At 59.8% G+C, this 11,829-nt stretch carries 15 protein-coding genes and 1 pseudogene; 10 read left to right on the forward strand and 6 right to left on the reverse strand.

Annotated features, from left to right (window positions below; genetic code table 11):
- Positions 1 to 226: 226 nt before the first annotated feature.
- Positions 227 to 394 (reverse strand): winged helix-turn-helix transcriptional regulator, encoded by a 168-nt coding sequence (locus PH558_RS34395; RefSeq protein WP_483314184.1) that lies wholly within the window; start codon positions 392 to 394, stop codon positions 227 to 229.
- Between the two features lie 117 nt (positions 395 to 511).
- Here PH558_RS34395 and PH558_RS24535 point away from each other — a divergent pair, with 117 nt between their 5' ends.
- A complete protein-coding gene (locus PH558_RS24535; protein ID WP_285207070.1) occupies positions 512 to 1,321 on the forward strand; it encodes an SDR family NAD(P)-dependent oxidoreductase in 810 nt (269 codons plus the stop codon).
- A 360-nt stretch (positions 1,322 to 1,681) separates the two neighbouring features.
- Here the strand turns inward: PH558_RS24535 and PH558_RS24540 are convergent, their stop codons facing one another.
- On the reverse strand, positions 1,682 to 2,530 hold the full coding sequence (locus PH558_RS24540) for an MFS transporter (RefSeq protein WP_285207071.1): 849 nt from the start codon (positions 2,528 to 2,530) through the stop codon (positions 1,682 to 1,684).
- A 239-nt stretch (positions 2,531 to 2,769) separates the two neighbouring features.
- Between PH558_RS24540 and PH558_RS24545 the strand changes: the two genes are divergently transcribed.
- A complete protein-coding gene (locus PH558_RS24545) occupies positions 2,770 to 3,021 on the forward strand; it encodes an AbrB/MazE/SpoVT family DNA-binding domain-containing protein (protein WP_095438921.1) in 252 nt (83 codons plus the stop codon).
- Complete coding sequence (locus tag PH558_RS24550; RefSeq protein ID WP_285207072.1) at positions 3,018 to 3,416, forward strand: type II toxin-antitoxin system VapC family toxin; 399 nt, start codon at positions 3,018 to 3,020, stop codon at positions 3,414 to 3,416. The genes PH558_RS24545 and PH558_RS24550 overlap by 4 nt, the downstream gene beginning before the upstream one ends.
- A 117-nt stretch (positions 3,417 to 3,533) precedes the next feature.
- Here PH558_RS24550 and PH558_RS24555 read toward each other — a convergent pair whose 3' ends face one another.
- Entirely contained in the window at positions 3,534 to 4,628 is a 1,095-nt protein-coding gene (locus PH558_RS24555; protein WP_483314187.1) for a site-specific integrase, read from the reverse strand.
- Between the two features lie 204 nt (positions 4,629 to 4,832).
- The gene (locus PH558_RS24560) at positions 4,833 to 5,357 is read right to left on the reverse strand and encodes a DUF6428 family protein (RefSeq protein ID WP_113408416.1); all 525 of its coding nucleotides are present in this window, start codon (positions 5,355 to 5,357) and stop codon (positions 4,833 to 4,835) included.
- Positions 5,358 to 5,399: 42 nt separating this feature from the next.
- Here PH558_RS24560 and PH558_RS24565 point away from each other — a divergent pair, with 42 nt between their 5' ends.
- From PH558_RS24565 to arsK, 6 genes are read left to right on the forward strand one after another with little or no spacing between them, the layout of a single operon-like run.
- Entirely contained in the window at positions 5,400 to 5,783 is a 384-nt protein-coding gene (locus tag PH558_RS24565) for an ArsR/SmtB family transcription factor (RefSeq protein ID WP_285207074.1), read from the forward strand.
- Complete coding sequence (arsN2, locus tag PH558_RS24570; RefSeq protein WP_113408418.1) at positions 5,783 to 6,226, forward strand: arsenic resistance N-acetyltransferase ArsN2; 444 nt, start codon at positions 5,783 to 5,785, stop codon at positions 6,224 to 6,226. Before PH558_RS24565 ends, arsN2 begins: the two co-directional genes overlap by 1 nt.
- Positions 6,223 to 6,927, forward strand: coding sequence for an aquaporin (locus tag PH558_RS24575; RefSeq protein ID WP_285207076.1), 705 nt, complete (start codon positions 6,223 to 6,225; stop codon positions 6,925 to 6,927). Before arsN2 ends, PH558_RS24575 begins: the two co-directional genes overlap by 4 nt.
- Positions 6,924 to 7,346 (forward strand): arsenate reductase (glutaredoxin), encoded by a 423-nt coding sequence (arsC, locus tag PH558_RS24580; RefSeq protein ID WP_285207077.1) that lies wholly within the window; start codon positions 6,924 to 6,926, stop codon positions 7,344 to 7,346. Before PH558_RS24575 ends, arsC begins: the two co-directional genes overlap by 4 nt.
- Positions 7,321 to 8,046 carry an arsenical resistance protein ArsH gene (gene arsH / locus PH558_RS24585; protein WP_113408421.1) on the forward strand — a complete coding sequence of 242 codons (726 nt, stop codon included), beginning with the start codon at positions 7,321 to 7,323 and terminating at the stop codon, positions 8,044 to 8,046. Before arsC ends, arsH begins: the two co-directional genes overlap by 26 nt.
- Positions 8,043 to 9,278, forward strand: a complete 1,236-nt coding sequence (gene arsK, locus PH558_RS24590; protein WP_113408422.1) for an arsenite efflux MFS transporter ArsK — start codon at positions 8,043 to 8,045, stop codon at positions 9,276 to 9,278. Before arsH ends, arsK begins: the two co-directional genes overlap by 4 nt.
- A gap of 91 nt (positions 9,279 to 9,369) precedes the next feature.
- Here the strand turns inward: arsK and PH558_RS24595 are convergent, their stop codons facing one another.
- On the reverse strand, positions 9,370 to 10,059 hold the full coding sequence (locus tag PH558_RS24595; RefSeq protein WP_113408423.1) for a gamma-glutamyl-gamma-aminobutyrate hydrolase family protein: 690 nt from the start codon (positions 10,057 to 10,059) through the stop codon (positions 9,370 to 9,372).
- 78 nt (positions 10,060 to 10,137) lie between these two features.
- Here PH558_RS24595 and PH558_RS24600 point away from each other — a divergent pair, with 78 nt between their 5' ends.
- The gene (locus PH558_RS24600; RefSeq protein ID WP_285207079.1) at positions 10,138 to 10,650 is read left to right on the forward strand and encodes a GNAT family N-acetyltransferase; all 513 of its coding nucleotides are present in this window, start codon (positions 10,138 to 10,140) and stop codon (positions 10,648 to 10,650) included.
- A 38-nt stretch (positions 10,651 to 10,688) separates the two neighbouring features.
- Here the strand turns inward: PH558_RS24600 and PH558_RS24605 are convergent.
- A pseudogene (locus PH558_RS24605) lies at positions 10,689 to 11,608 on the reverse strand (recombinase family protein).
- Between the last annotated feature and the right edge of the window lie 221 nt (positions 11,609 to 11,829).

Genomic DNA, 11,829 nt, shown 5'->3' on the forward strand with positions numbered 1-11,829 from the left:
ACGGCCCTTCGTTCCATAAATTAGGTTATCTGTTCTTTAGCCGGCTAAATGGAAAATTCTATTTCCAGCTGCGACATTCCAATAATTTCAATGGCTTCACTTTGGAGAAGATCGGTAAGCGGCGTTTCCCTCGCACGTTGACTAAGCGCAACAGGCCGCTTCCTCAGCGCTCATGGTCGTCGGTCGGACGCTTCCGGGTAGTCCCTCGAAAATTCCCGCGCCGCCATCAAGACCGGCATAAGACCACGGCCAGCAACCGTAAGGAAATGTCTGGGATGTCTCGCATGAACTGTGACGCTCGCATCGATGGCTCGGCAAACAGCCGAAACAGGATGGGTAGCTTCCAACGACCAGTGATCATTCGAAGCACTCTGGTCATGTGCAACCGATCCATCGGGGCCGAGACAAACCTCCCTTGGTTCTCGTTCGATAGGCACCTTAAAGTGCGTAATTGCCTCGTTCATCGTCTTGTCCCCTTATCAGTACATCGCAGTAAGATGGGGATTGCCAAGTGGATTTGAAACTTGATGGAAAAATTGCGCTTGTCACAGGAAGCAGCAAGGGTATCGGCGAAGGCGTTGCCAAAGGTCTGGCGCGTGAGGGCGCTATCGTCATCGTCCATGGCCGTAACAAAACGAGTACCGAAGAAGTCGCCCACGACATCGTCACCCAGGGTGGCCGCGCCTATGCGGTCTTTGGCGATCTGACGAATGACGATGACGTAGAAGGGCTCGTCAATGATGCCCAGGCTTTCGTTAAACCCGTAGAAATCTTGATCAACAATGCGGGGGGCTCTGGCGAGCCTGAAGACTGGAGCACCACTCGCCCGGAGACATGGGCATCTGAGTACGACCGAAACGTGCTGGCGGCAGTAAGGATGACCGCTCGGCTGTTGCCAAACATGCGGGCTGCTAAATGGGGAAGAATCGTCAATATCTCCAGCATGGCCGCGATGATGGCTCCTGCGAAAAGGCCCGATTACGCTGCCGCCAAGGCTGCTATGATCGCGATGACGGCCTCGCTGGCAAAGGAGGTTTCCATGGATGGTATTACGGCGAACACGGTGTCGCCCGGAACGATTCACAGCGACAGATTAGACGAAGGCTTCAGAAAGGTCGCCGCCGCGCAAGGTTTTGCGTCAGACGCACCATGGACCGAAATCGAGAAAATCGTGCTGCCGATGTTTGCCGAAGTCCCCATGGGCAGGGTTGGGACGCTTGAGGAGATCGCCGATGCCATCGCCTTTCTCGTAAGTCCGCGCGCCAGCTATATCACGGGAGCGAACCTACGGCTCGACGGCGGCATGTGGCCGGGACTTTAATCGTCTGCGGTGTCCGCTTCGAGCCGACAGTACCCTTTAACGCCATGCCGCCCTCCACAGAATACCACCTATTACTTGCTAGCCACATGCATCTGAACGACTGCTGAACGGCCTCAAGCCGCACAGATGTCGATCGCCATTGGCGCCCCTGCGACTTGGCAGCGGCCTCGCTTGATAAATCTTCGCGATCCAGCGGAGCGACTGTGCCCCGCCGGATGAGGATTGCCTGTCAAGATGCACTCTTCAGTGCGCCCACCTTCAGGCGTTCCGCGAAGCTTCCGATCTATACGCTGATCGTTTTCGCCGGGGTCCCGCAGTGCAGAGCGAAGAGATTCCTGTGACACGAGTGAAGAGGTGCAATCACGGGGACGGCCGCTTGCGTCGCGCCAGCGCGATCACGACAACGCCGACAATGGCGACCAGAGCTCCCCTATAAATCCAGGGCGACTGGTCGATCATGAAGCTCTCGGCCGGATATGGAAAATAGACGCTCACCATATCGAAGCCGCCCATCAGGCCGAGCGCCAGCACTGACAGCCAGATCTCCGTCGAGGCGCCAAACACGGCGATGAAGAAACCGACCAGGGAGACGCAGGCAAACATGATCACGCCGGCATGGTCTTTGATCGGATGGCGCAGCAGGAAGGCCGCCACCAGGATCGAGCCGATGCCCGGTGCTGCGCGCAGCAAACCGAGCCCCCAAGGGCCGACAGTCAGAATGTCGCGCGCATAGACGGGCAACAGTGCCGAGGCTCCACCGAGCAACCTGGCGAACAGATCGAAGGAGATGGCGCCGAGCATGATCTTCTCCCTCCAGATGTAATGGAAACCGGCCACCAAGGTTTCGAAGGTTGGCTTCTCCTTTCGGCCGGTGTCCGCGGCGCGCGCCGGAAAGCGGATGCCTGCCGCCAGGACCATGGCAATAGTCAGCAACACGAGAGAGGCAATGTAGGCCGCTTCCGGTGAGATGCCGTAAAGCAGGCCGCCGGCGACCGGTCCACACACGGCCGCGATCTGCCAGGAGGAGGTCCCCCAGGCAATGGCACTTGCGAGATCTTGCCGCGGCACGAGGTCGGGCATCAAGGATTGCTGCGCCGGCCCGAAGAAAGCGCGCAACGTGCCGAGCACAACGAGCGTGCAGAAGACCTTCGAGGATCTGCATGCCGTTCCGCAACAGCCGGTGGAACTCCTGGATGCCGGAATGATCATTGGCTCTCAAGATTTGTCTGAGGGCGAGAATGTCCAGGAAGCAGAACCATGGAGTCTTGCAGTACCGCTTCACCGTCGTTCTGAAGGTAGGGGTTCGCCACCGAGAAAACTCCGAGTTCGAGCGGCCAAGCGGCAAACTGGTCGAGGCTGGAATGTTGGTCAGTAAGGTTCTTGACTTGCTTGCTGGTAATGCGAATTTCAATTACTATTTAATAGTACTCAACGAAAGGAATGTCCCTATGACTTCACTGGCGGTAACGATGAAAGGGCAGGTCACGTTAAAGCGGGATTTACTGCAGCACCTCGGCATCAAGCCGGGCGAACGCATCGACTTTGACAAACTCCCCGGCGGCGAGCTTCGGGTGAAAGCTGCAAAGCCCACTGGAACTATTGATAACTTTATCGGTCGGCATGCGGGCAAGGTTAGAAAGCCCATAACGATTGAGGAAATGAATGATCTTGCGGCCGCCGGTTGGGCGGGTGACGAATGAAAATCTCCGTCGATACAAACGTGCTGGCTCGTGCCGTTTTGCAGGACGATGTAGAGCAAGGCCGTGCCGCGAGCAAGCTCCTGAGAGAGGCCTCGCTCATCGCGGTGTCCTTGCCGTGCCTGTGTGAATTGGTTTGGATATTGCGCCGCGGGGCGAAGCTGTCGAAAGAAGATGTGGCCGTGACGATCCGCGATTTGTTGGATGCCGGAAATGTGGTCATGAACCGGCCCGCGGTTGAGGCCGGGCTTGCGATCCTCGAGGCCGGAGGCGATTTTGCCGACGGTATCATGGCCTATGAGGGCAGTTGGTTAGGTGGCGAAACCTTCGTCTCGTTCGATAAAAAGACGGTTGAACTACTTGCAGAGCAGGGTCAAGCGGCGCAGCTTTTGCCCTGACGGTACAGCACAGTAGATATCCGCCCACTCCCATAATGCGGTGGAGTTATTTGCCCGGTCAGTGGAAGAAATTATTGATGCGGCCACAAAGGATGCCGAAAGGCTGGTCAGCTTCGGCTACATTGCCAGGCGTGCCGCCCGTCCGTTCTTGCGTTCAGCGTTGTTATAGTAGCTCGCAGCCTGCGCCACGGACTTATGCAGGGACTGCTGCATCGCCTCCTGCTGAGATACGCCACGATTGGCCGCCTCGGTCAGATAGCCCGATCGCAGCCCATGGGCCGAAAACACCTCCGGATCCAGTCCGGCCTGACTGCAACGCGTCTTCAGGATCAGATTGACCGACTGCGGTGTCAATGCCCGCCGGTCGATGTTGCCCCATTGGTCGATGCGACGAAAGATCGGCCCGGTCTCGATCCTGGCCGCCGCAAGCCATTGCTTCAGCGCTTCGACCGGCCGACCGATCAACACCACATGCACGCGGTCTTCAGCCGTCGTCGTCTTCGTACGGCCGAGATTGATGGTGAGGCACGGCAGGAGAGGGGAGGCGGGGTCTCTTGGATTGGCATGCACCGGTTCTTCGTCGACCAGATCCTCGACTCGCAGGGCGGCCACCTCAGAGCGTCGGCGACCACCGGAGGCAAAGGCGGTGAGCAAGAGGGCGCGATCGCGAAGATCGACCAGGCGTTCGCCGGCACAGGTGGAAAGCAGTTTTACCAAAACATCACCGGTGACCGCCTTTTTGCTCTTGCGCCGCCTTGGCCGAGCGTTGGCCCGCACGGCGAGTCTGAGCGCAGATTTCAGAGACGGAGCAGCAAAAGACCCTGTCAGGCCACGCCAGCGGGTGAGGATCGACCAGGAGGTCAGCCGCCGGCGCACCGTATCCGGCGCATGCGGACCTTCCGCCCTTAGCAGACCCTTTGTACGCAATCCGCTCTCGACCTCGGCCGGCATGCCGTGGCCTGGATTTTCGGCGCGTTCGACCGGGTCCCAGAGATGATGGGCGACGAATTTCAGGAGCAGGCTTTCCGGCGCCGGCCAGGGGAGGGAGCTGCCTGTCGCAAGCTCGCACAAGGCTTCGAGATAGCCAAGATCGGAGGCAAGCGCCCGTAGCGTGTTGGCGCCCATGCCCTGCTTGGCGAGATGCTTGAGCGTGGCGACATCCTCGTCGGTCAGCAGCATCGCTAGCTGATCGCGGCGGGCAAACGGCAGGATGGCGTCGAGCGCATCGAGTTCCTCGGCGCGGTTTTGAACCGGATCGGCGGGGAGGGGAGGGTTTTTGGCTTCGGCATAACGCCCGCGGCTATGATATGGCACGATTTTAGAGTGTCAGTCGCCCAGTTTGAACGGATTCGATCCCATTGAAAAGCAAGAGCTGAGCATCGGCCTGGATCGCCGGATTTTACTAAACGGGCGGACTCAAGCGCAGCAGGCGCTTTTTCCAGACGACGGGCCACAGCACGGTTGGGCTTGGGCTTTCTGCTCCGCCAACCACCGATCACGCGGCTTGCAGCTCGCCGGCCGCGGTGAGAGCTCGACATGGATGGCGCCGACGCGGAGCGTTGGCATGGCAGCGCAGTAAAGCTGCATAGGCCTGACACCGTCGCTGACTTCGAAGGTTAGCTTGGCCGTATCGTCGAGATTCACGTGCTCGGTGACCTTGCGAATGATCGCATAGAACTTACCGGCTGACATATGCGTACGATCACCCTCTTCGATATCCCAGAGCTGAATGAACATCTCGCTCCAGGCTTCCGGACTGGCGCCGCAGTCGAGCGCGGAGAACTGTCCGGCTTTGACCTCGGTCACGTGATAGCCGGGCTTCACCGGCCGCCCGTCGTAATAGAAGACCAACGGGGAATCCTTGGCGGCCACGAGTACGCTCATGAGCTCGCCGAGGGAGATATCGTCCTTTTGCATTTTGCTGTTGTCGATCGCGTTCATCTGCGCTATTCCTCGTTTCAATTATTCAAGGATTGTTGAAATATGGATCAACGTCAAGCCCTCATCGCATTCGGAGCGTTGTCCCAGGAAACCCGTTTGCACATCGTCCGCATGCTCGTCGTTGCCGGCCCCGACGGCATGGCCGCCGGCGCGATTGCGGAAAAGGCCGTGGTGTCGCCGTCGAACGTCTCCTTCCACCTGAAGGAGTTGGAGCGTTCCGGCCTGATCGCTCAGCAGCGTGAATCCCGGTCGATCATCTACACGGCCAACTTTGAGGCGCTTGGCAGCCTCGTACGCTTCCTGATGGAAGACTGCTGCGCTGGCCATCCGGAAATCTGCGCCCCTGCAGCGGAGATCGCTGCCTGTTGCGACTCGAAAATTCAGGGGGAGCAAGACGCCAGTATCAAGCAGTCCAGGGCGAGCTGATGGGTAACGACGTCGATCTGCAGGCAATAGACGGCCACCATGACGAGCTTCGCGCGGCGCTGTCGGCCGCCGGGCTTCCGGTCGATGACCTAACGGAGGCCGGCCGAAGCTTCTACCGGTTCTCGCGGGACGGGGGGACGGTCGGTTTCGGTGGGCTGGAGCTCCATGGCGAAGCAGCACTCCTGCGCTCGATCGTGGTTCTGCCCGATCGGCAAGGTTTCGGCTTCGGCCATGCCATCGCGCTGGTCCTGCTCGATCAGGCCCGCAGGCAAGGCGCTGCTTCCGCCTATCTGCTGACGGAAACCGCTGCACCGTTCTTTCAATCGCTCGGCTTTCGTCCGATCGCCCGCTATGAAGCCCCGGCCGAAATCCAATCGACACAACAGGCCGCCAGCCTCTGCCCGGCATCGGCCGCCTTGATGATGCGGAGCCTGCTGGCATGAGCGCGGCGTTTCCACTATCGCGGCGCGTGACCGCCGAAGTGCTCGGCACGCTACTGCTGGTCGCAACTGTCGTCGGTTCCGGCATCATGGCTGACAAGCTTACGCACGACACGGCGCTTGCGCTGCTTGGCAACACTCGGGCGACGGGCGCCATGCTGGTCGTGCTGATTACCACTCTCGGGCCGATTTCCGGGGCGCATTTCAACCCTGTTGTCTCGATGGTCTTTGCCCTCAGGCGGGAATTGGCCGGCTCTTCGCTGGCGCCTTATATCGCTGCGCAGATCGTCGGCGGCATTGCCGGCACGGTGCTCGCGCATGGCATGTTCGGCCTGCCTTTGCTGCGGGCGTCCGAAACCGTTCGATCCGGCGGAGCACAATGGCTCTCCGAGGTGGCGGCGACCTTCGGTCTCGTCTTCGTAATCCGTTCGGGCATCCGGTTCCGCGCTGATGCCGTGGCGTGGCTGGTCGGCCTTTACATCACGGCCGCCTACTGGTTCACCGCATCCACATCCTTCGCGAATCCGGCCGTGGCGATCGCCCGGTCGCTGACGAATACGTTTTCCGGCATTCGGCCGGTCGATCTGCCGGGTTTCATCATCGCAGAAGTCATTGGCGCGCTTCTGGCGGCGATGCTTGCCGGCTGGCTGCTGATGGACGCCCGCCACGCTGCCCCCCTCACCAAGACGGAAACCGCTCCATGAACGTCACCATCTATCACAACCCGGACTGCGGCACCTCACGCAATACGCTGGCGATGATCCGGAACGCGGGCATTGAGCCTGACGTCATCGAATATTTGCAGAATCCGCCGAGCCCGGAGCAACTGGTCAAATTGATTGCCGACGCCGGCCTGACAGTCCGAGGCGCGATCCGCGAAAAGGGCACGCCCTATGCGGCGCTTGGGCTCGACAATCCCGACCTGACGGACGATCAACTGCTCGACGCCATGCTGAAGGACCCAATTCTCATCAATCGGCCCTTCGTCGTCACGCCGCTCGGTACGCGACGGGCGCGCCCGTCCGAAGTGGTGCTGGACATCCTGCCCGACACCCACAAGGGTGCCTTCACCAAGGAGAATGGCGAGAAGGTGCTCGATGCCGAGGGCAAGCGCATTGTCTGATCTGCAAGCCGTCTCGCCGGAACATCTGCGTCAAGTCGACCTGACTGCGCTGCAGCCGCCATTCTCGACGCACAAGCCGAGAATCCTGATCCTCTACGGTTCACTGAGGCCGGTGTCCTACAGTCGTTTCCTCGCACACGAGGCCGCGGGGCTGCTCGAACACTTCGGCTGCGAAGTCCGGATCTTCAATCCGGAAGGCTTGCCGCTCCCAGACGACGCGCCAGTATCCCATCCCAAGGTGCAGGAACTGCGCGAGCTGTCTGCGTGGTCGGAAGGCCAGGCCTGGGTAAGTCCCGAGCGCCACGGTGCGATGACCGGTATCATGAAGGCACAGATCGACTGGATACCGCTCTCGGTCGGTTCCGTCAGGCCGACGCAGGGCAAGACGCTCGCGCTGATGCAGGTGTCTGGCGGCTCGCAATCCTTCAATGCATTGGGGCAAATGCGCGTTCTCGGCCGTTGGATGCGGATGATTACGATCCCGAACCAGTCGTCGGTGGCCAAGGCCTTCCAGGAGTTCGACGCCGACGGCCGCATGAAACCTTCATCATATTACGATCGCGTCGTCGACGTCTGCGAGGAGCTGGTGAAGTTCACCTGGCTGACGCGCGACGCCTCGTCCTACCTGACCGACCGCTACAGCGAACGGAAGGAGGCAGCCGAAAAGCTGGAGCAGCGCGTGAGCCTCAAATCCATATGACGACCAGCACCGAACGTCCGCCTGTGGCTGCGATCCTGGCCCTGGGGCTCACCCAGATCATCGGCTATGGAACGCTCTATTATAGCTTCAGCATTCTTGCGCCGGACATGGCGCGGGATCTGAACTGGTCGTCGGAATGGATCTTCGGGGCGTTGTCGGTGGCGCTGCTCATCGGCGGCCTGTCGGCACCGACGATGGGCAAGTGGATCGATCGCTTCGGGGCGGGCCGCGTCATGGCGGGCGGTTCGGCGGCGGCCGCTTCGGCGCTCGTGGCCTGCGCGCTATCCTCCGGCAAGGTCGTCTTTGTCGTCACTCTGATCGCGATCGAGACGGCGTCTAATCTGGTGCAGTACGCGGCGGCATTCGCGCTGCTCGTCCAGATCAACCCGAAAGTCGCGCAGCGCAGCATCACATATTTGACGCTGATCGCCGGCTTCGCCTCGACGATCTTCTGGCCGATCACGACGGCGCTGCATGAAGACATGTCGTGGCGGGAAGTCTATCTGGTCTTCGCCGCCCTCAACCTTCTCGTCTGCCTCCCTGTCCATGCGCTGCTTGCGAGATCGGTAGGTTCGGAGGGCACGGATGCGCGAGAGACGTCCACCTCCCAGCGCGTCGAAGGAACACTTCCTGTTTCAGCAAGGCGATTGGGATTCATCTTCATGGTCGTCGGCTTCTCCGTTCAATCGCTTCTCAGTTCGGCGGTCCTGATCCACATGGTTCCGATCCTGTCCGGTCTTGGGCTCGGGACATCCGCCGCGCTTGTCGGAAGCCTATATGGGCCTGCACAGGTGCTCAGCCGCTTCACCAACATGGTCTTTGGCGGCAGACTTGCTCCTGTTCGGCTTGCCATCGTCTCGGCATCGCTAATGTCGGGAGCGATCGCGCTGCTGGCGTTCTCGCCCGCCTCGGCATCGAACGCCATAGCGTTTGCAGTCATCTTCGGGCTGGGCGGCGGGATCTTCAGCATTGCGGCAGGAACGCTTCCGTTGTGGCTGTTCGGGAGCGAAGGATATGGCCAGCTCCAGGGAAAGGCGATGGCGTCCCGATTAGTGGTATCAGCAATCGCTCCGTTTGCGCTGGCGCTTGCGATGGAGGTGGTCGGCGTGACCTGGTCCCTGGCGATAACTGCCATCGTCGGCGGCATTGCGATTCTGGCCTTTATCCTGATTGGCCGGCTAACGAACCTGCCTGACCGATCGCATCACGCTCTCGGTGGAGCTGAGACTTAATCCATCACCAGACACGGCTTGAGGAACTCGTCAACGGCTACCGCGGCGTACCGGCGGTATCTCAACTCGAGGTCAGCGAGAGTTGCTCGGTTTATGTTGCTGCTTCCACGAGGCCACGAAACACAGCGTTGCCAGGATGGTTCGTGTCCACAAATAGCTCCTGATGCCATTGCAGGCCGATCGCGAAGGAGCGTGAGACGACTTCAATCGCCTCGACGATGCCGTCCTCAGCGTAGGCGCTTGCAAGGACGGCCGGTGACAGTTGTGCAATTGCTTCGCGATGGAACGTGTTCACCTCGATGCGGGACTTGCCAATGATTTTCGCCAAGCGCGATTCCGGGACAATCTCGACCGCATGAAGGTGGTCTCGTTTATCGTGTTCGTTTGCAGTCGGAAAGGAGGCGCGCAGATCGGGCGTGAGACGACAGCCGTTCAGGCATGCGAGCATCTGCATGCCGGCACATATGCCGAGGATGGGTTTGTCCCTTTCCAGGAAGCCCTCGACAATTGCTCTTTCGACCTCGAGCCGTTCCGACGGCGGAGCTTTGGAGATCTCTCCGGCGATGTACCAATCATCGGGATAAGCAAACCGACCACCAACCGAAACCAGGCCGTCGAACTCGTTCAAAACGATATCCACGATTTCAGGAAGGTATGGAATGCCAAAGGGAAGACCTCCCGCCTTACTCACACCCCGAAAATAGCCCTTTGCCGCTTCATAGCGCGTTCCGCCCGTGCTGGTGTTCTCGTCGAGAATGATAGCGATGCGAGGCTGACGCATTGGTTCCGGCTCCCGCCTTAGTCGTTTCGACACTGTTTATGAGCATGCTTCGCGTCAAGAAAACATAGTTGCCGATTCATGGCGAGATTGATTGGTGATATCGACATGGGAATTGACATCCGTCCGGTGGATCTTGAAACGCGGGGGCACTTCTCGGAGATTTTGGAGGAGGCGAGCGCGTGGCAAAAGGCGCGTGGATCGGAGGGTTGGAACTACCCCTTCGATGACGCTTGGATGCTGCCTCGGATCGAGCGCGGCGAATTGTTCCTTGCTTATATGGGCAGCCAACCTGTCGCGGCATTTCGAATCCTGTGGGAGGATCGTCCGTATTGGGGCGAGAGAGAAACAGGCGACAGCATTTATCTGCACACCTTCGCGGTTCGCCGCGATAGAGCCGGAAACGGGATTGGTACCGCCATCATCGAAAAAATTGCCGGCATGGGACGAGAGCGAGGTCTGGCGACCATCAGACTTGATTGCTCGCTCTCCAGCTCAAGGCTGATTGCCTATTACAAGCAGAACGGCTTCTCTTCCGTCGGGATCACGTTTATGAACGGGAAAATGATGAACCTGATGGAGCGCCCTTTATAGGACAATGTTCCGGACGATTGGTAGCAGGGGCAAGATCTTCAGTCGCGAACCAGGCCGAAGCGGCGCGCCTCGTCCAACAGTGCCCTGACGGAAGACGGCTGCCATTTCCTGCCACCACGCGCCGGCCGCTCCCCCATTTGATCCAGTTGCGCGGCTATGTCGCGAAGCGATAGGCTGGGATCGGCGATCGTGATTGCGGCGACGAGCTTCATCAGATGATCTTCCGGCGCGCGGCGCGGTGAACGAGCCAATAGTTCCGGCTCCGCGAGTTTCTCCCGAACCATGCGATGAACGGCGCGACGGAGCCGCTCGACTGTCCAATCGTGACCGCGACGGTTGAGAACCCGCACGATATTATCCCAGCTATGTTGAGGCCGGAGTTGCCGCACCGTCGGCAGCCACGTTTGCGCCGACGCGATGAGCTCGTCGAGATAGATTTTCTCGCGTGCCTTTGAAACAGCCTTGATCGCTTCCGGCCGTCGCTCTCGCAGCCCCGGGTTTCCAGGAAGCTTGCCACGGGCCTTCGCCGCCTGGATGCCGGCCTTGGTGCGTTCGGCGATCAGCGCTCTTTCGAGCTGCGCGACCGCACCGAGAACCTGCAGCGAGAACATGCCCTGCGGCGTCGAGGTATCGATCGGATCTCGGATCGACCGGAAATGCACGCCGCGCTCTCTTCGAGATCCTCGATCACCTGAAGGAGGTGGCTCACGGACCTGGCCAGCCGGTCGAGGCGAACGACGACGAGGACGTCTCCCGCGGCTAGTTCTCCCAGCAGCCGCGTCAGGACCGGTCGGGCGCGCGATGCTCCCGAGCCATGCTCCTGGTAGATCCGATCGCAGCCGGCGGCGCGCAACTCGTCCATCTGGGCATCGTGGACCTGGTCGTCCGTCGAGACGCGGGCGTAACCGATCAGCCGCTTTTGAGGCTGTTGGACGTTAACTGTTTGCGTCTTCGCCATTGTGCTTTCAACGGACTGTTTCGAGGTGATTTGTACAGATAAGGAATGTGTAAGAAAATGACCATTTGCAAGCGTGTTTTATGTTCAAAATAGAAGGCCATAGAGCGCGTTCTCTGACGAAAGACAAGTGCTGATCCATCGTGGCCGTGAAACGCGCGTCGGCGGGCTTCCTTGGCCGAAATCGCGTAAAATGGGTTGTTTCGAAAGAGATCGACTATCGC

Source organism: Rhizobium pantanalense (assembly GCF_030182525.1).
GTDB lineage: Bacteria > Pseudomonadota > Alphaproteobacteria > Rhizobiales > Rhizobiaceae > Rhizobium.

What these genes read in the sequence shown, in the direction of transcription:
- PH558_RS34395 (WP_483314184.1), bottom strand. Translation starts at nt 394, where the DNA reads ATGGATCGGTTGCACATGACCAGAGTGCTTCGAATGATCACTGGTCGT.
- PH558_RS24540 (WP_285207071.1), bottom strand. Translation starts at nt 2,530, where the DNA reads ATGATCATTCCGGCATCCAGGAGTTCCACCGGCTGTTGCGGAACGGCA.
- PH558_RS24545 (WP_095438921.1), top strand. Translation starts at nt 2,770, where the DNA reads ATGACTTCACTGGCGGTAACGATGAAAGGGCAGGTCACGTTAAAGCGG.
- PH558_RS24550 (WP_285207072.1), top strand. Translation starts at nt 3,018, where the DNA reads ATGAAAATCTCCGTCGATACAAACGTGCTGGCTCGTGCCGTTTTGCAG.
- PH558_RS24560 (WP_113408416.1), bottom strand. Translation starts at nt 5,357, where the DNA reads ATGAACGCGATCGACAACAGCAAAATGCAAAAGGACGATATCTCCCTC.
- PH558_RS24565 (WP_285207074.1), top strand. Translation starts at nt 5,400, where the DNA reads ATGGATCAACGTCAAGCCCTCATCGCATTCGGAGCGTTGTCCCAGGAA.
- arsN2 (WP_113408418.1), top strand. Translation starts at nt 5,783, where the DNA reads ATGGGTAACGACGTCGATCTGCAGGCAATAGACGGCCACCATGACGAG.
- PH558_RS24575 (WP_285207076.1), top strand. Translation starts at nt 6,223, where the DNA reads ATGAGCGCGGCGTTTCCACTATCGCGGCGCGTGACCGCCGAAGTGCTC.
- arsC (WP_285207077.1), top strand. Translation starts at nt 6,924, where the DNA reads ATGAACGTCACCATCTATCACAACCCGGACTGCGGCACCTCACGCAAT.
- arsH (WP_113408421.1), top strand. Translation starts at nt 7,321, where the DNA reads ATGCCGAGGGCAAGCGCATTGTCTGATCTGCAAGCCGTCTCGCCGGAA.
- arsK (WP_113408422.1), top strand. Translation starts at nt 8,043, where the DNA reads ATGACGACCAGCACCGAACGTCCGCCTGTGGCTGCGATCCTGGCCCTG.
- PH558_RS24595 (WP_113408423.1), bottom strand. Translation starts at nt 10,059, where the DNA reads ATGCGTCAGCCTCGCATCGCTATCATTCTCGACGAGAACACCAGCACG.
- PH558_RS24600 (WP_285207079.1), top strand. Translation starts at nt 10,138, where the DNA reads ATGGCGAGATTGATTGGTGATATCGACATGGGAATTGACATCCGTCCG.